This is a genomic window from Agrobacterium bohemicum (genome assembly GCF_002896715.1).
Lineage (GTDB): Bacteria > Pseudomonadota > Alphaproteobacteria > Rhizobiales > Rhizobiaceae > Agrobacterium > Agrobacterium bohemicum.
This window is the reverse complement of record NZ_PGEL01000028.1, coordinates 16,959-34,449: the sequence shown is the minus strand read 5'-3', so window position 1 is coordinate 34,449 and position 17,491 is coordinate 16,959. Positions and strand designations below refer to the sequence as shown.

14 protein-coding genes and 1 pseudogene are annotated in these 17,491 nt (G+C 56.8%); 11 read left to right on the top strand and 4 right to left on the bottom strand.

Translation table 11 applies throughout. The features are described from left to right. Positions 1–25: 25 nt before the first annotated feature. Both CUC55_RS18845 and ilvD read left to right on the top strand, forming a co-directional pair. Positions 26–994, top strand: coding sequence for a LysR family transcriptional regulator (locus CUC55_RS18845; RefSeq protein WP_067645482.1), 969 nt, complete (start codon positions 26–28; stop codon positions 992–994). A gap of 174 nt (positions 995–1,168) precedes the next feature. Then, positions 1,169–3,004: a dihydroxy-acid dehydratase gene (gene ilvD / locus CUC55_RS18840; protein WP_103088811.1), complete on the top strand. Its 1,836-nt coding sequence runs from the start codon at positions 1,169–1,171 to the stop codon at positions 3,002–3,004. Between the two features lie 120 nt (positions 3,005–3,124). Here ilvD and CUC55_RS18835 read toward each other — a convergent pair whose 3' ends face one another. Further along, positions 3,125–3,643 carry a GNAT family N-acetyltransferase gene (locus CUC55_RS18835; RefSeq protein WP_082760161.1) on the bottom strand — a complete coding sequence of 173 codons (519 nt, stop codon included), beginning with the start codon at positions 3,641–3,643 and terminating at the stop codon, positions 3,125–3,127. Between the two features lie 94 nt (positions 3,644–3,737). Here CUC55_RS18835 and CUC55_RS22990 point away from each other — a divergent pair. Then, positions 3,738–4,413: pseudogene (locus CUC55_RS22990) on the top strand (SDR family oxidoreductase). Positions 4,414–4,575: 162 nt separating this feature from the next. After that, positions 4,576–5,568 (top strand): serine hydrolase domain-containing protein, encoded by a 993-nt coding sequence (locus CUC55_RS18825; RefSeq protein WP_067645488.1) that lies wholly within the window; start codon positions 4,576–4,578, stop codon positions 5,566–5,568. Here CUC55_RS18825 and CUC55_RS18820 read toward each other — a convergent pair. Further along, complete coding sequence (locus CUC55_RS18820) at positions 5,565–5,918, bottom strand: lysozyme inhibitor LprI family protein (protein ID WP_067645491.1); 354 nt, start codon at positions 5,916–5,918, stop codon at positions 5,565–5,567. The genes CUC55_RS18825 and CUC55_RS18820 overlap by 4 nt on opposite strands. 165 nt (positions 5,919–6,083) lie before the next feature. Here CUC55_RS18820 and CUC55_RS18815 point away from each other — a divergent pair, with 165 nt between their 5' ends. Next, a complete protein-coding gene (locus CUC55_RS18815) occupies positions 6,084–7,490 on the top strand; it encodes a DegQ family serine endoprotease (protein WP_067645493.1) in 1,407 nt (468 codons plus the stop codon). Next, positions 7,487–8,803, top strand: a complete 1,317-nt coding sequence (locus tag CUC55_RS18810; RefSeq protein WP_103088810.1) for a replication-associated recombination protein A — start codon at positions 7,487–7,489, stop codon at positions 8,801–8,803. Before CUC55_RS18815 ends, CUC55_RS18810 begins: the two co-directional genes overlap by 4 nt. 20 nt (positions 8,804–8,823) lie before the next feature. On the opposite strand, the gene CUC55_RS18805 is transcribed toward CUC55_RS18810, so the two are convergent. Further along, a complete protein-coding gene (locus CUC55_RS18805; RefSeq protein WP_067645497.1) occupies positions 8,824–9,147 on the bottom strand; it encodes a DUF1883 domain-containing protein in 324 nt (107 codons plus the stop codon). Between the two features lie 338 nt (positions 9,148–9,485). On the opposite strand from CUC55_RS18805, the gene CUC55_RS18800 reads away from it, so the two are divergent. The 4 genes from CUC55_RS18800 (at position 9,486) to CUC55_RS18785 (ending at position 14,634) form a co-directional block, all read left to right on the top strand. Next, positions 9,486–11,282 carry a methyl-accepting chemotaxis protein gene (locus CUC55_RS18800; RefSeq protein ID WP_170063935.1) on the top strand — a complete coding sequence of 599 codons (1,797 nt, stop codon included), beginning with the start codon at positions 9,486–9,488 and terminating at the stop codon, positions 11,280–11,282. A gap of 337 nt (positions 11,283–11,619) precedes the next feature. Continuing rightward, positions 11,620–12,825, top strand: coding sequence for an extensin-like domain-containing protein (locus tag CUC55_RS18795; RefSeq protein WP_067645501.1), 1,206 nt, complete (start codon positions 11,620–11,622; stop codon positions 12,823–12,825). A gap of 124 nt (positions 12,826–12,949) precedes the next feature. Further along, positions 12,950–13,876 (top strand): ABC transporter ATP-binding protein, encoded by a 927-nt coding sequence (locus CUC55_RS18790; RefSeq protein ID WP_103089194.1) that lies wholly within the window; start codon positions 12,950–12,952, stop codon positions 13,874–13,876. Next, on the top strand, positions 13,873–14,634 hold the full coding sequence (locus CUC55_RS18785) for an ABC transporter permease (protein ID WP_280953224.1): 762 nt from the start codon (positions 13,873–13,875) through the stop codon (positions 14,632–14,634). Before CUC55_RS18790 ends, CUC55_RS18785 begins: the two co-directional genes overlap by 4 nt. Positions 14,635–14,711: 77 nt before the next feature. On the opposite strand, the gene tyrS is transcribed toward CUC55_RS18785, so the two are convergent. Continuing rightward, positions 14,712–15,965: a tyrosine--tRNA ligase gene (gene tyrS, locus CUC55_RS18780; RefSeq protein WP_103088807.1), complete on the bottom strand. Its 1,254-nt coding sequence runs from the start codon at positions 15,963–15,965 to the stop codon at positions 14,712–14,714. A gap of 148 nt (positions 15,966–16,113) precedes the next feature. On the opposite strand from tyrS, the gene CUC55_RS18775 reads away from it, so the two are divergent. Continuing rightward, on the top strand, positions 16,114–17,235 hold the full coding sequence (locus tag CUC55_RS18775; RefSeq protein WP_103088806.1) for an anhydro-N-acetylmuramic acid kinase: 1,122 nt from the start codon (positions 16,114–16,116) through the stop codon (positions 17,233–17,235). Positions 17,236–17,491 lie beyond the last annotated feature (256 nt).

The window sequence follows — 17,491 nt, the reverse complement described above, 5'->3', positions numbered from 1 at the left end:
AACCTATCGATAAAGTGGATGGACCATGGAAGCTAACCCCACGCTGGACCAGTTGCAGGTGTTTTTGAGTGTTGCCGAAACCGGCAGTTTCTCTGCGGCCTCCAGGGCATTGAACCGGGCTCAATCGGTCGTCAGCTATACGATTGCCAATCTCGAAGCGCAGCTCGAAGTTACGCTGTTCGAGCGCAACGGCGTTCGCCAGCCCAAACTCACGGCAGACGGTGCTGCCATGCTGGAGCATGCCCGGCGCATCGTCGCCGGGCTTCAGGATATGCGCGCGCGGGCAAAGGGTCTGAAGCAGGGGCTGGAGGCGGAGGTCAATCTTGCCATCAGCACCATGGTGCCTGCCGAGGCAGTGGTTTCCGTTCTACGTGATTTCCGGGACCATTTCCCCACCGTTTCTCTCAACCTGAATGTGGGAGAATTGGGCATGGTCATGGACATGGTGCTGAACCGCAAGGCGGGAATTGGCATTGGTGGGGCGATATTCCATCAGGACGATGGCTTGATTATTGATAAGGTCGGCCATTCCTTCATGGTGCCGGTGGCCGCTGCGGATCATCCGCTCGCTTTGCTGGATCGGCCTTTGACGCTGTCGGATGTGCGTGAAGAGGTGCAACTTGTCGTAACCGACGCATCCGGGTTGACCAAAGGAAGGGATTTCAACGTTTTATCCTACAAGAAATGGCGTGTCAGCGACATCGCGACCAAATATCAGCTCATCAAGGGCGGGCTCGGTTGGGGTGGCCTCCCGGCATCTGTGGTTCGCAACGATATTATCAACGGCGTGTTGAAAGCGCTGAAATTGGATGCTTATGAAGGCGGGGAATATCCGCTTTACGCTCTGCGCAAATCCGACACGCCTGCGGGTCCGGCAGCACAATGGCTGATCGACGCGTTCCACCAGCGTTTGTCCCAATGTCCTAACCATAAGGATTTCCTGATTGATTTCGGACCCGACCAGCGCACCTTGCTGCAAGATGCTGCAGAGTAGGCCACCAGGGTTCGAAANCAGTGAAATGCCGTACCGTACCGAACCGTACTGTTTNGCAGCAAGGTGACAGTGACAGGCAGGCAGCTTTCGAGTAGAAAGCTTGCAAAAGCAGGGGCAACGCCAGCGGCGCTGTGCAAATCAGCCCTTGCGTAAGGAAANTCGAGGAATAAGCACATGCCAGTTTATCGCTCCAGAACGACAACCCACGGCCGCAACATGGCCGGTGCGCGTGGCCTTTGGCGCGCCACCGGCATGAAGGACGGCGATTTCGGCAAGCCGATTATCGCTGTCGTTAATTCGTTTACGCAGTTCGTACCGGGCCACGTTCACCTGAAGGATCTCGGCCAGCTCGTGGCGCGTGAAATCGAAGCTGCTGGCGGTGTTGCCAAGGAATTCAACACCATCGCCGTGGATGACGGCATCGCCATGGGGCACGATGGCATGCTCTATTCGCTGCCATCGCGCGAAATCATCGCCGATTCGGTCGAGTACATGGTCAACGCACACTGCGCGGATGCCATGGTCTGCATTTCCAACTGTGACAAGATCACGCCCGGTATGTTGAACGCCGCCATGCGCCTCAATATTCCCGTGGTCTTCGTATCAGGTGGACCGATGGAAGCGGGCAAGGCCGTGCTGCATGGCAAGACAGTCGCGCTTGACCTCGTTGACGCGATGGTGGCTGCTGCCGACGACAAGATGACCGATGAGGAAGTCGACACCATCGAGCGTGCCGCATGTCCGACCTGTGGTTCATGCTCCGGCATGTTTACCGCCAATTCCATGAACTGTTTGACGGAAGCGCTGGGTTTGGCGCTGCCAGGCAACGGATCTACGCTCGCCACTCACTCGGATCGCAAACGTTTGTTTGTTGAGGCGGGTCACCTGATTGTCGATCTGGCGCGCNGTCATTACGAGCAGGACGATTACAACGTTCTCCCGCGTTCGATTGCGACAAAGGCTGCGTTCGAAAACGCAATTGCACTGGATATCGCCATGGGTGGTTCCACCAACACCGTTCTGCACATTCTGGCCGCTGCCCATGAGGGCGAGGTCGATTTCACCATGGAAGACATCGACCGTATGTCACGCCGGGTGCCGTGCCTGTCAAAGGTCGCGCCTGCCAAGCAGGACGTGCACATGGAAGACGTGCACCGCGCAGGCGGCATCATGCGCATTCTGGGCGAACTGGAACGTGGTGGATTGATCAACACGGATTGCTATACCGTTCACGAGGCAACGCTTGGCGATGCCATCAACCGTTGGGATATCACCCGCACCAACAGCGAAAGCGTGCGTAATTTCTTCAAGGCCGCTCCCGGTGGCGTGCCGACGCAGGTCGCGTTCAGCCAGTCCTCGCGGTGGGATGAACTGGACACAGACAGCGACAACGGCGTCATCCGTTCTGTCGAAAAACCGTTCTCGAAAGATGGCGGTCTGGCCGTTCTTTACGGAAACATCGCGCTGGACGGCTGCATCGTGAAGACGGCGGGCGTGGATGAATCCATCCTCAAGTTCAACGGCGTTGCAGTGGTTTACGAAAGCCAGGACGCAGCCGTTAAGGGCATTCTTTCCAATGAAGTGAAAGCCGGCGACGTTGTCGTTATCCGCTACGAAGGCCCCAAGGGTGGTCCTGGCATGCAGGAAATGCTCTATCCGACCAGCTACCTGAAATCCAAGGGCTTGGGCAAAGCCTGTGCGCTCATCACCGATGGACGCTTCTCCGGTGGCACATCAGGCCTTTCCATCGGCCACGCTTCCCCGGAAGCAGCCCAAGGCGGCGCCATCGGCCTCGTGCGTCAGGGTGACCCCATCGAGATCGACATCCCCAACCGCACGATCAACCTCAAGGTGCCAGACGCCGAACTGGCTTCACGTCGTGCAGAGCAGGATCAATTGGGCTGGAAGCCTGCCGAGAAGCGCAAGCGCAATGTAACGACGGCGTTGAAGGCTTACGCGGCATTTGCTTCGAGTGCTGACAAGGGTGCAGTTCGGATTTTGCCTGAATAGGCTTACCATTGGACGTCATCCTCGGGTTTGTCCCGAGGATCTGACCACGCTCGACGTTGGGGTTCTTTGGATACTCGGGTCAAGCCCGAGGATGACGTTGGAAGGGACCTTATTCCTTCTTCACCCAACGTTTTTTAACTCATAACAGCGCAGCGCAACCATCTTGTTGCGCTGCTTGCAGAATGACTGCATCCGTCCGACTTCCCTGAGTCCAAGCTTATCCATCAAATGACAGGATGCCCTGTTGTCGCTCATAGGATTGGCGTGAAGCACGTTCATTTTCATGTGCGTAAAAGCATGGTTTATGATCAGCCGTGCGGCCTCCTCACCATAACCTTTGCCCCACGCACTGCGACCCAGCCATAGCCCGAATTCGCCGGCGAGGCCAATGAGGCCGATCAGTTGGCAGTCATCGATTGCCCAAACGGGCAGATTGTTTTTCCCAAAGCGCAGTATCCTCGTTCGGGCGTCGTCCACCGTGAAGGGATATGACGTCCGAAGCAGATTGCGTAACACCAGCGGATCGTTGGTGATGCGGGCCAGTGCGGGCGCATCCGTTATGCCAAACGGCCGAAGGGTGAGGCGGTTCGACATCAATCGAGGTATTGTTCGGTCGGCGGATAGCATGGGTTTCAACATGCGAAATTCTGGCGCTCGTGCCAACTGTGATTTTTGACCGGAACTGGTTCTTCTTCAACACGTTGGCTGAACGGTGAAAATAAGGATTAATGGCATGAAACGCGCAATCGTGACCGGCGGTGCCGGTTTGATCGGAACCGGGGTTGTAGAGACTCTTCTTGAGAGCGGCTGGACCGTTGCATGCTTCGATATCGAGGAGAGCACGACGAAAGCGCGGGACATCCATTGCGATGTCAGCGATGAGACGTCGGTTGCGCAGGCATTCAAACAGCTTGGTTGGGACGGGCTTGACCTTCTCGTCAACAATGCTGGTATCGCCGGGCCAGACAACGGACCGATCCATGAATTGTCGCTGGCCAATTGGCAAGGTGACCGATAGCCACCTGACTGGTGCGTTTTTAATGACACGCGCTGCGGTGCCGTTGATGGGTGAGGGCAGCAGCATCGTTAACATGGTATCCACCCGCGCATTCATGTCCGAGCCGAACACGGAAGCGTATGCCGCATCGAAGGGTGGATTGGTGGCGCTGACCCATGCTCTGGCTGTCAGCCTCGGGCCGAAAATTCGCGTCAATGCTATTGCGCCGGGTTGGATCACTGATGACTCTGATCTGCGTGAGGAAGACCACACTCAGCATCCGGTAGGGCGGGTAGGACGCCCTGAAGATATCGCAGATGCGGTCGTTTACCTGGCGAGCGCTGGTTTCATGACGGGCCAGGTGCTGGTGCTGGATGGCGGCATGACGAGGAAGATGATGTACGAAGAGTGATTGCTTTGTTGCTCTTGGCTTACGAAATGATTCAACGCGTTGGCGTATTGATTCCGCAAAACGATCCAAACCATTGTTTGTGCGGGTGCTGTCACTGGCGGGTGAGGTCACAAAGCAGTGAGAGGTCTACCGCCTCTTTNGAAAGGTACTAAGTAAGTCCTCATGAAAAGACGTACCGCACTTGCTCTCATCGCCACGCTTCCCTTTGCCTCCAGCCTGCGTGCGCAAACGCGGGAAGGCGTGCCGAAGCTTCTGGAAAACGCAGATGCCTTGGACAGCTTGAAGACGGTCATCGTGAGCGTAGACGGCAAGGAGGTCGCCAGCCGCGCCTATCATGGTGCCTCTATGAATGGCTCCACCAATATAAAGTCCGCGTCCAAATCCATCGTCTCGGCGCTGGTGGGTATGGCGATCGATCGAAAGATACTGGATGGGGTCGATCAACCGGTTGCCTCTGTGCTGCGACCTGACTTTCCAGCAAATCCTGATACACGTCTGGAGCGGGTGACCATCGGCAATCTGCTCTCCATGCAATCCGGTCTGGAGCGCATGTCCGGTCCAAATTATGGCCGTTGGGTCTCCAGTCGAAACTGGGTGCGCATGGCGCTCGGCTCAGGTTTTGCCGGAGAGCCGGGTGGCGGAATGCTGTATTCTACCGGGTCAACGCATCTGCTGTCTGCAATTCTGACCAAGGCGTCAGGCAAGTCGACACTCGCCCTGGCGCGCGACTGGTTTTCCCCGCTCGATGGTTTCTCCATCGGCTCGTGGGAGCGTGACCCGCAAGGCATCTATCTCGGAGGTAACCAGATGGCGATGACGGCACGGTCGCTGCTGGCGTTTGGCGAACTCTATCGTCGCGGTGGCATTGCGTCGGACGGAGAGAGGATCGTGTCGCAGAGCTGGATCGATCAATCTTGGACCCAGCGCACCAACTCCGTCTTCAATGGCGACGGCTATGGCTACTGCTGGTTCATCAAGCAGATGGCGGGAGAGATGGTGTATTACGCCTGGGGTTATGGCGGACAAATGCTTTATATCGTGCCATCAAAGAACCTGTCCGTGGTCATGACATCACGCGAAGATGCGCCATCCGCCCGTACCGGATATCGCGACCAGTTGCACGGGCTGATGGCTGGAATCATTTCAGCGGTTTAGAGCGGTCTGTTGATGTTGAGGAAGGCTTCGCCTAGCTTTTTCATGCGCTCCTCATAGGCGGTGGTGAGGCAAGCGACATCGGCGGCGCAGGTCTGGCGATGCTTTAGCCACTCACTCTGCTGGGTCTTCAGCTCATCGCGCGCGCCCATAGCCATCAATTGCGTGAGGATGTCGAAGGTTGTTGCCATGCGCACGTCCTGGTCGTTAAGCGCACGGTTTTCGCAAATCGTCTTTTCGTCAGCGGCGAGATCTGTCTTTGCGCAATCAAAGCTGGCGGCACCCACCGGCGAGCCATGGGAATATGAGGCGATAACAATCAGAGCAGCAAGAATATGTTTCTTGAAATGCATGTAGATCTCTTTNCCATAAACAGTCTTATAAGCCGTCTAAAGCCGCAAACGTGCCAACTTGTTCCATTCCGGGGTTTAAGGCACAGTCCGTCATGATCTTGCCGCCCTTTGATTTATAGGCTCAAGCGTTATAACTCCATCGTATTGATGAGGATGAGGAATCACATGCCAAGCATGTTGAACTATCTAACCACCGGCCTTCTTGCGACGATGCTCGTTCTACCGGTCCCCGTGCAGGCGCAGGATAATAAAACCGTTCCTGCCAGTACGGCGGAAATGCAGCTTTCCTTCGCACCATTGGTCAAGCGTACGGCGGGTGCCGTGGTCAACGTTTACGCGGAACGGCTCGTTCAAAAACGTGCTTCACCCTTTGCGGGCGATCCCTTCTTCGAGCAGTTTTTCGGACAGCAATCACCAAACCGTACGGAAAAGCAGTCGTCGCTCGGCTCCGGCGTTATCGCCACTGCAAGCGGGCTTGTGGTGACGAACAACCATGTCATCGAAGGTGCGGACGATATCAAGGTTGCGCTGGCCGATGGGCGTGAGTTTGCATCCAAGGTTCTCCTGAAAGATGATCGTCTTGATCTCGCGGTCCTGCAGATCGATGCCAAGGAAGAATTCCCTGTTCTGGCGCTCGGCAATTCCGATGCGACCGAGGTGGGTGATCTCGTTCTCGCCATCGGCAATCCCTTCGGTGTGGGACAGACGGTCACGAGCGGTATCGTCTCGGCACTGGCGCGCAACCAGGTCACCCAGGGCGATTTCGGCTTCTTCATCCAGACGGATGCGTCCATCAACCCCGGTAACTCCGGTGGCGCGCTGATGAACATGGCGGGTGAACTGATTGGCATCAACACGGCCATCTTCTCACGCGGTGGCGGCTCGAACGGTATCGGCTTTGCCATTCCGGCCAATCTGGTGCGGGTTTTCCTGGCTGCAGCCGAAAAGGGTGATACGAGCTTCCAGCGTCCCTACGTTGGCGCGACATTCGATCCCGTTACATCAGAAGTCGCGGAGGCACTTGGCCTCAAGCGCGCCCGTGGCGCTCTCGTCGTCGGCGTGGTCAAGGATGGACCTGCCGAAAAGGCAGGTATCGAGCCAGGACAGGTGGTGACAGCTGTCAATGGCATTGCCGTGGAACACCCGGATGCGCTGGGCTATCGCCTCACTACGGCTGGCATCGGCAAGTCCGCGACCCTAACCCTGATCGACAAGGGCAAGGAGAAAAACGTCACCATTGCGCTCGATACGGCACCTGAGACAGCGCCGCGTGATGAACGCCTGCTGGAAGGGCGCAATCCTTTTGCTGGCGCGACTGTAGCCAATCTCTCGCCCAAGCTTGCCGACGAGTTGCGCATGCCGACCAGCACGACAGGTGTCGTCATCATGGACGTGAAGCGCAATTCTCCGGCGGCTCGTGTAGGCTTCCAGCCGAAGGACATTATCGTCTCGCTGAATGGTACGGATATGGCATCTACAGCTAATGTCGAAAAAGCGCTGGAGGATAATCCCGGCTTCTGGCGTCTGGAGATTATCCGCGACGGTCAGCGCATCCGGCAATTCCTGCGATGAGCGGCGATCTCTTCGCTCCACAGATTCCAGCAGAGGTCGCCAATCGGCGACCTTTGGCGGACAGGCTACGCCCGACCACGCTTGCCGAGGTCACGGGCCAGCCGCATCTGACGGGTGAAGAGGGCGTTCTGCGCCGCATGATCGAAAGCGGCTCGCTGGGCTCGATGATTTTCTGGGGGCCGCCAGGCACTGGCAAGACGACCGTTGCGCGTCTGCTGTCAGGCGAGGCGGGGCTGGCTTTCGAGCAGATATCCGCCATATTCTCGGGCGTCGCCGATCTCAAAAAGGTTTTTGAAGGCGCGCGCACCCGGCGCATGAACGGACGGCAGACATTGCTGTTCGTGGACGAAATCCACCGCTTCAACCGCGCGCAGCAGGATAGTTTCCTGCCTGTGATGGAGGACGGCACCATCATTCTCGTTGGTGCGACGACGGAAANTCCGTCATTCGAGCTCAACGCCGCTCTGTTGTCGCGCGCGCGGGTGCTGACCTTCAAATCGCATGACGAGGAAAGCCTTGCCGAACTTCTCACGCGCGCCGAGAACGTCGAGGACAAGCCACTGCCATTGACCGATGACGCGCGCGCCTCGCTGATCCGCATGGCGGATGGTGATGGGCGTGCAGTGCTGACACTGGCGGAAGAGGTCTGGCGCGCTGTTCGCAAGGACGAGGTGTTCGATACGGAAGGCCTTACGCACATTGTGCAGCGTCGCGCACCTGTCTACGACAAGGCGCAGGACGGTCACTATAACCTCATCTCCGCGCTGCATAAATCAGTGCGTGGTTCCGATCCCGATGCTGCGCTTTATTATCTCGCGCGCATGCTCGATGCCGGTGAAGACCCGCTTTATCTCGGGCGGCGGCTGGTACGGATGGCTGTTGAAGACATCGGCCTTGCCGACCCTCAGGCGCTGGTCATCTGCAATGCAGCCAAGGACGCCTACGATTATCTGGGCTCGCCGGAGGGTGAATTGGCACTGGCGCAGGCCTGCGTTTATCTCGCGACTGCACCCAAATCCAATGCCGTTTACACGGCTTATAAAGCGGCGATGCGGGCAGCCAAGGAGAACGGTTCTCTGCTGCCGCCAAAGCATATTCTCAATGCTCCGACCAAGCTGATGAAGAGTGAAGCTTACGGCGATGGCTATCGTTATGACCACGATGAGCCGGATGCGTTCTCAGGACAGGACTATTTCCCGGAAAAAATGGGCCGCACCACCTTTTACGATCCACCGGACCGCGGCTTCGAGCGGGATATCCGTAAGCGTTTGGACTGGTGGGCGAAGCTACGCCGCGAACGAAAGGACAAATAGCGCGCTTTTCGCCACCTAAGCTATGCAGTTGCCGTGGACTTCTCACGCAATACGGGCATGGAACGGGGTGGCAGCATTTTCACCGCTGACTCGGCCAGCGTGTGGTGTCCCTCGCAATCGACGATGAGGTGCCAGTGGGATGTTTCTGGAATGGTGACGCGGACGGGTGATTTCTTGGCCACGCCGCCCAGATACTTGAAGTCCAGCATTTCCGTAAAGCGCTGATAATTACCCGAGGTCATAAGCCGCACATTGTTGACCGCGTTCAGCGATACCTCGATGATTGCGCCTGTGCGCAATTCCTTCAGGTCGTAATGGGTGAAGCGGAAAGCTGGTTTGGCCATTGGGTTACCCCGTCATAGGTCGATGTGTCCCATAAGGCTACGCGCCGATGATTAACGCTTCCTTTCGCTTGCGGACGCGTGGATGCTGATAAAATATTTCGGCATAACTATCTTTGGGTTTCGAGATGTAAATGCGGATTTTACTGAAANTCTGGAAACAGAAACAATCGCTATATTGTATCTCCAACGATTTTTCCGTTTGTTCCACCAATCCATTTTNCAATATTCACGTTAGATTTCGCTAATTCAGATTTATCCATAATCAATATTTATGCGTTATCTCTTCGTTATGTTTTGACGATTGGGGGNTAAACAACTTGAAGCATATGAAAATTTCGATGCGTCTTTACGCACTCGTTGCGCTGTTTTTNATGATGATGGTCGCGGCTCTTACATTCAGTTTGTACGGTAGTTACAACGGAGTGGAACGAGAGAGAAAAGCAGGGCTGGAATCCATGGCGCAAACTGGCGTCGGTATTCTTGAACTATACCATGGCATGGAAAAANGCGGGGCGTTGACGCGTGACGTTGCTCAGCAGCAGGCCAAGGCCATCATTGCCTCCATGCGTTATGACAATGGCAGCGGCTATTTCTGGATCAACGATATGGGTCCGAAGATGGTGATGCATCCCATCAAGCCTGAACTGAACGGTACGGACCTGTCAGGCAATAAGGATCCGAACGGCAAGTTTCTCTTCATGGAGTTTGTCAACACCGTCAAGAGTGGCGGCAAAGGCTTTGTCGATTATTACTGGCCGAAACCTGGCTCCCCGGACCCTGTCGAGAAGTTTTCCTATGTTGCCGGGTTTGCGCCTTGGGGCTGGATTGTCGGGACCGGCGTTTACGTGGACGATCTGAAGGCCGCATTCTGGCAAGAAGCGCTCTGGATTGCCGGTCTCTGTGCCGCCAGCGCCATCGTCGTGCTTGCCGCAGCCGCCTTCGTGGTCGGGGGTGTGACACGGCCGATCGAGTCGCTGAAACACAGCATGAGCCGCATTGCCGAAGGCGACGGCAATGCCGAGGTCAACTACATCGATCGTCGCAACGAAATCGGCGCTATGGCGAAGACGTTGCTCGTTCTTCGCGACTCCGTCAATGAACGCAGCCAGTTGCAATTGCGTGAAGCCGAACAGCAGCGCAGTTTCGATGAGACACGCCGCAACAACGAAGAGGCACTGCGGTCTGCGTCCGATCATCAGGCACACGCCATGGCCGAACTTGCGCAAGCGCTTGAGCGGCTTGCCAAGGGTGATCTGACCGTGCAGGTCGGTGATATCGGCATTGAATATGAAAAGTTGCGCAACGATTTCAACGGTGCCGTTGGTGAGTTGCATGATGTCATCGGCGCGATTTCCCGCACCAGCCATATCGTCAACGACAGTGCGTCCGACATCAGCCAGGCAACCGGCAATCTTTCACGCCGCACCGAGCAGCAGGCGGCAGCACTGGAAGAGACAGCGGCGGCTCTGGACGAGATTACCTCGACTGTGCGAACTGCATCGGAGCGCGCCAATGAAGCGCGACAGATGGTAACGGAAACAAAGTCCAGCGCTGGCCGCTCGGGCGATATCGTTCGCAACGCCGTCGATGCGATGAACCGCATTGAGGATTCGTCCAAGAAGATCGGCCAGATCATCAGTGTCATCGATGAAATCGCGTTTCAGACCAATCTTCTGGCGCTCAATGCTGGCGTAGAAGCAGCCAGAGCCGGCGAGGCCGGTCGTGGCTTTGCAGTTGTGGCGCAGGAGGTGCGCGAGCTCGCCCAGCGTTCCGCCAATGCCGCAAAGGAGATCAAGGTCCTCATCAACAGCTCTGCCGAACAGGTGGGTGGCGGTGTGTCACTCGTTCGCTCCACCGGCGATGCGCTGGATGAAATCATGGTTCTGGTCAACCGTGTAGATGGACACGTCAACACGATTGCGACGGCGGCGCGCGAGCAGGCAACCGGTCTTCACGAGATCAATACCTCCGTCAACCACATGGACCAGATGACCCAGCAGAACGCGGCCATGGTGGAGGAAACGACGGCCGCCAGCCAGACATTGGCAGAAGAAAGCCGCCAGCTTCGCTCGCTGCTTTCCCGCTTCCAGCTTGATCCTTCTTCGCACGGCCAGGATTTATCCCGCGCAGCCTGATCATCACGACTGACAAACGAACGGACGCTGACTTGCAGCGTCCGTTTTTTATTGCGCTGACGCAAAGCTACCATGGGAGCAAGGTTCTTGAGGGCTGGAAAAGCAGTTGTGCTAGGTGACGCTGGAAGCGACTTTCGAATTCAAGCTGCCTTGATCGCAAAATCAACAGTCAGTCCTCCCATGAAACGCTGGGAAATGTCCACCTTGTTCGTTTTATGACATGCAAGCCTTTGCCTGTCATTTNCAATGCCTCCACGACAAGGGTTCGTTTACCAAATTTGTTTAGAATTTGCTTCGATTGCCGCGGATTGTGGCCGCTGAAGGTACAGGTTCTGGTATGGCGTATGTTTCCCTTCCGCGTCGTTTTGTGACGTTGCTGACGATTTCCACGGTGATTGCGTCGTGCTCGGCGGAGGGGCTGGTGCCTCCCGCCGAAGTCGACGGCTCCACGCGCGTCAGTTCCATTCGCTCATCCAATCAGCAGAATTACAGTACATCGCCTGCCGGTAGTGTCCGAAACGAGCCGGTCAGCGATTATGCACCGCTGGCCCAGCCGATGCCAGACCATTCACCCTCTCGTGACCCGCTGTTGCAGGCAGGTCCGGGCGAGCAATATTCGACCCTTGATGCCCAGCAGCAGCGGCTAGGTGGCGGGGGTGCTGGTATTGTGCCGCAGACGTCGAGCGAGATGGCCGAAGGAGAGGGCGGCGTCAATATGGATGACGGTTTGGGCGTTGCGCCCGTGCGCGGCCTGGCCGAAGAGCAGGATATGGAAGTATCCGGAGGCCAATCCAGCCGAACGATGTCGGGTGAGATGGACAGCCAGATGCCGCCATCTCCCGAACCACGCCACCAGTCTGCCAGCCAATCCCGCCTCATTCCGCCACCCGGTGAAGGGCAGCGCCGACGCCAGCCTGTTCAGGATGTTGCGATGTTGATGCCCGATAATCCGACACAGGAACGCCGTATGTCCTCGCCGCCGGGCATGATGCCGCAATCGGAAGTGTCGTGCCGTTCCGAACTGCGCAGACTTGGCGTTTCGTTTCGCGATGTTGGCCGCATTGCCGATGGCCCGACTTGCGGCATCGATTACCCTATCGAGCTCTCAGGACTTGCCAGCGGCGTAGCGATACGCCCTGCGGTAAAACTGAATTGCCAGGTGACACTGGCTTTCGCCAAGTGGGTGAAATTCGAACTCGTGCCGTCTTCGCGCTTCCGTTATCTCTCGGGCGTCGAGCGTATCACGCCGATGGGTGGTTATTCCTGCCGCAAGATGAATTCGCGCTCCAGCAATCCTTGGTCGGAACATGCGCGCGGCAACGCCATCGATATCGGCACCATCACGCTGAAGAACGGCAAGGAAATCGACGTGCGTTCTAAGAATTTCTTCGCATTCCGCGAGAAGGGTCTTCTGAAAGCGGTCCGCACCGACAGCTGCAAATATTTCTCGACCGTTCTCGGCCCGGGCAGCGATCCAAACCACTGGAACCACTTCCATTTCGATCTTCGCACCCGCAAATCTGGTTATCGCCATTGTAGCTGAAATTGGTCTACTCATAACGATCCTGCATGTGGAATGATCTTGCTGCGGGGATGGTTTTTAAGCAATCTTGAACCTATATGCTGTCCAGCATGATCGTGTTGAAAGATTCCTTATGAACTCCCCCATTACGCCAATCGTTTCCATCCAGAACCTGACGAAGTCTTATGCCAATGGCTTTCAGGCCCTGAAGGGCGTCACGCTTGATATCCATAAAGGCGAAATCCTTGCTCTGCTTGGGCCGAACGGCGCTGGGAAGACAACGCTGATTTCCATCATCTGCGGTCTGGTCAATCCCGGCGAGGGCAGGGTTCTGGTGGGTGGTCACGATGTCGTCGGTGATTTTCGCAAGACGCGAGAGCTGATCGGGCTCGTGCCGCAGGAATTAACGACGGACCAGTTCGAAACCGTCTGGAACACAGTGGCCTTCTCACGCGGGCTGCATGGCAAGAAGAAAANTCCGGAGCTCATCGAGAAAATCCTCAAATCCCTGTCGCTCTTCGACAAGAAGGACAACATGCTGCGTGAGCTCTCGGGCGGCATGAAGCGGCGTGTGTTGATTGCCAAGGCGCTGGCGCATGAGCCGCAAATCCTGTTTCTGGATGAGCCGACGGCTGGCGTCGACGTCGCTCTGCGGCGCGATATGTGGAAAGTGGTGGCAGATCTTCGCGCGACTGGCGTCACCATCATCCTCACTACTCATTACATCGAAGAAGCCGAAGAGATTGCCGACCGTGTCGGCGTCATCAACGGCGGTGAGCTGCTTTTGGTGGAAGACAAGACCGCCTTGATGCAGAAGCTTGGCCGCAAGCAACTTTCTCTTGAATTAACCGATCCAGTGAAGGTCTTGCCGGACAGTCTTTCCGGCTTTCAGCTTTCTCTCTCGGAAGACGGCAGCTGCCTGACTTACGAATATGAAGGCAATGGCGAGCAGAGCCGTATCGCCGACCTGTTGGCGGCGCTGTCTGCTGCCGGGATTCACTTCAAGGATATTTCGACACGCCAGAGTTCTCTCGAAGATATTTTCGTGGCGCTGGTGGGAGGTCAAAANTGAATTTCGAAGCAATCAAGTCCATCTACCTGTTCGAAATGGCCCGCACGCGTCGCACCCTGTTGCAAAGCGTGGTGTCGCCGGTCATCTCAACGTCGCTCTATTTCATCGTGTTCGGTACGGCCATCGGGTCGCGCATTCAGGAAGTTGAAGGCGTGTCCTATGGCGCATTCATCACGCCGGGTCTCATCATGCTGACATTGTTGACCCAGTGCATCAGCAATGGCGCCTTCGGCATCTATTTNCCGAAATTCACCGGCACCATCTACGAAATCCTATCGGCCCCGGTAGCGATGACGGAAATCCTGGCGGGCTATGTCGGGNCCGCGGCGACGAAGGGGCTGTTGATCGGCACGATCATCCTCATCACGGCCTCGTTTTTNGTCGATGTGTCGATTGCCCATCCGTTCATGATGCTGCTGTTCTTTGTGCTGACGGCGATCAGCTTCAGCCTCTTTGGCTTCATCATCGGAATATGGGCCGGGAATTTCGAGCAGCTCAACCTCATTCCCATGCTGGTCGTGCCACCGCTGACGTTCCTTGGGGGGAGCTTCTATTCCATTAGCATGCTGCCGCCCTTCTGGCAGACGGTCAGCCACTTCAATCCGGTACTCTATCTCATCAGCGGCTTCCGCTGGAGTTTTTACGAGATTTCGGACGTCAATCCGTTGCTCAGCTTAGGTATGATTTTCGTCTTTCTCGCAGCCTGCCTCGGCGTGATCGGCTGGATGTTCAAGACGGGTTACAAGCTGAGAAACTGATCTTCAACCAAAAAGAATCGCAATAAAAAGGCAGCGCGAACGCTGCCTTTTCTGCATTTGTTTGGTGAATTGAAGCCTTATACCGGCCGCACGAGGATGTGCTTCTTCTTACCCAGCGACAGCTTGACCACACCATCTTCTGTGACTTCTCCAGCACCAACGACCTGACGCTCATCCGACATACTCTGGTCGTTGATGCGTACGGCGCCACCCTGAACGTGACGACGGGCTTCGCCGTTGGAGGCGGCAAGACCGGCACGGACGATCAGCGACAGCAGGCCGACGCCTGCTTCCAGCTCTGCCTTCGGTACGTCGATGGACGGCAAGTTGTCTGCCAGCGCGCCTTCCTCAAAGGTTTTGCGCGCCGTGTCAGCTGCCTGTTCGGCGTTGTCACGGCCATGCAGCATTGCGGTGATTTCGGTGGCGAGGATTTTCTTGACCTCGTTTATCTCCGAACCACCCAGCGCCGAGAGACGCGCGATCTCATCCATCGGCAGCGTCGTGTAGAGCTTGAGGAAGCGTGAAACGTCCGCATCCTCCGTGTTGCGCCAGTATTGCCAGAAATCGTAAGCCGACAGCATGTCCGGGTTCAGCCACACAGCACCGTTCATCGACTTGCCCATCTTCGCACCCGAAGATGTGGTCAAAAGCGGCGAGGTCAGCGCGTAGAGTTGCGGGGTTCCCATACGGTGGCCGAGATCAATACCGTTGATGATGTTGCCCCACTGGTCGGAACCGCCCATTTGCAGCCGGCAGCCGGTGCGCTTGTTCAGTTCCACGAAGTCATAGGCCTGAAGGATCATGTAGTTGAATTCGAGAAACGACAGCGACTGCTCGCGATCCAGCCGCGTCTTCACGCTTTCAAACGATAGCATGCGGTTGACCGAGAAGTGCCGACCGACATCGCGCAGGAATTCAAGGTAATTGATGTCGCGCAACCAGTCGCCATTGTTGATCATCAGGGCAGGCGCAGTTGCTGCGTCGTAATTCAGGTAATTGGCGAAGACGCGCTTGATGGAGGCGATGTTGCTTTCGATCGTATCGATCGTCATCAGTTGGCGCGCGTCGTCCTTGAATGAGGGATCGCCCACCATGCCGGTGCCGCCGCCCATCAGCGAGATCGGCTGGTGGCCGGTCTTTNGCATCCAGTGCAGCATCATGATCTGGATCAGACCGCCAGCATGAAGGCTGGGCGCGGTCGGATCGAAGCCGATATAGGCAGTCACGGTTTCCTTGGCGAAGAGTTCATCGAGACCTGCCTCATCGGAGATCTGGTGAATGAAGCCGCGCTCATCGAGTGTGCGGAGGAAATCGGACTTGAACCTGGACATAACCTTTTTCTTTCTGGCTGGGTCTGCTGCATCACTGAAATGCCAGTGAATGCCGCGCCATTAGCATTGTTTTTNGAAAANTGCACCCGTTTGCGCCATGAATATCGGCAATCGGTAACGAGATGATTCCATCCGGCAGGAGAATGATATGGGCGAGGTCAGAACGGCGATAGGGCTGATGAGCGGAACGTCCATGGACGGCATCGACATAGCACTTCTGCGAACGGACGGCGAAAGCATCGTCCGTCACGGCCCGAGTGGTTATTTNCCCTATGATCCGCAACTGCGCGCGACGTGGCAAAAGGCGCTTGTTACCGCCAAGGCCATCCGCCAGCGCAACGAGCGACCCGATGATCTCGGTGACGCCGAGCGCAAGCTGACGGTGGCGCATGCAGCGGCGGTTAAATCCTTTCTCCACCGTCACGGGTTGAGTGCGCATGAGGTCGACGTCATCGGCTTTCACGGACAGACAGTGCTGCATCGCCCGGATGATGCGCTGACCGTGCAGATTGGTGATGGTCCTCTTCTGGCTGCGGAAACCGGCATCAACGTGGTCTACGACATGCGCGCCAATGACATGGTGCATGGCGGGCAGGGCGCACCGTTGATCCCGATCTATCACGCAGCACTTGCCGCCAATCTGCCAAAGCAGTTCGAAACGCCTGCGGTTTTCGTCAATATTGGCGGCATTTCGAACCTCACCTATATCGGTGAAAGCGGCGCGCTGGCAGCCTTTGACAGCGGCCCCGGCAATATGCTGATCGACCAATGGATCGAGGCGCATACCGGCAAGGCTTACGACAAGGGTGGGGTTACGGCTGCACGCGGTATAGTCGTTCCGTCACTGGTGTCGCGTTATATGGAAAGTCCATTCTTTTCCGCCAACATCCGCCGCTCGCTGGATCGCTCCGATTTCCTGCCGCCTGCAAAGGGTGAGGTCTCGCTGGAGGATGGCGCGCGGACGCTGGCGCATTTGACGGGCGCTGCAATCCTCAAATCCGCGAGCTATCTGCCGGAAGTGGCAAAGACATACGTTGTCTGTGGCGGTGGTCGGCTTAACCCTGTCATCATGGCCGAATTTTCTGAGCAGGCAGCGAAGCTTGGCGCAAAGGTGATCGCGGCGGAGGCTGCGGGTTTTGATGGCGGAGCGATGGAGGCGGAGGCCTGGGCCTATCTGGCCGTGCGGTCGCTCAGAGGCTTGCCGCTGACCTATCCCGGCACGACTGGGGTGAATGAGCCGGTGACGGGTGGGGTGTTGGCGAGGGCGTGAATTGCGGTCATGTTGTGTGACGGCGGGTGTGGCTTACCCCCCTCTGCCCTGCCGGGCATCTCCCCCTCAGGTGGGGAGATTGGCTGGGGGCATGCTCACCGTTCAAGTCGCATGTTCAGCGCCAACCTCTTCCAAAGCGCTCGAGATGTGCAAAAGGTTGCCAAGAGTCGATCTCCCCACCTGAGGGGGAGATGCCCGGCAGGGCAGAGGGGGGTGAGCCCCACCCGCCGCCGATAAAGGGTGGCAACGCGCCGTA

Excerpts from the sequence above, each read along its gene's own strand:
- CUC55_RS18845 (WP_067645482.1), top strand. The coding sequence starts at position 26 with ATGGAAGCTAACCCCACGCTGGACCAGTTGCAGGTGTTTTTGAGTGTT.
- CUC55_RS18795 (WP_067645501.1), top strand. The coding sequence starts at position 11,620 with ATGGCGTATGTTTCCCTTCCGCGTCGTTTTGTGACGTTGCTGACGATT.
- CUC55_RS18815 (WP_067645493.1), top strand. The coding sequence starts at position 6,084 with ATGCCAAGCATGTTGAACTATCTAACCACCGGCCTTCTTGCGACGATG.
- CUC55_RS18825 (WP_067645488.1), top strand. The coding sequence starts at position 4,576 with ATGAAAAGACGTACCGCACTTGCTCTCATCGCCACGCTTCCCTTTGCC.
- CUC55_RS18820 (WP_067645491.1), bottom strand. The coding sequence starts at position 5,918 with ATGCATTTCAAGAAACATATTCTTGCTGCTCTGATTGTTATCGCCTCA.
- CUC55_RS18805 (WP_067645497.1), bottom strand. The coding sequence starts at position 9,147 with ATGGCCAAACCAGCTTTCCGCTTCACCCATTACGACCTGAAGGAATTG.
- CUC55_RS18835 (WP_082760161.1), bottom strand. The coding sequence starts at position 3,643 with ATGTTGAAACCCATGCTATCCGCCGACCGAACAATACCTCGATTGATG.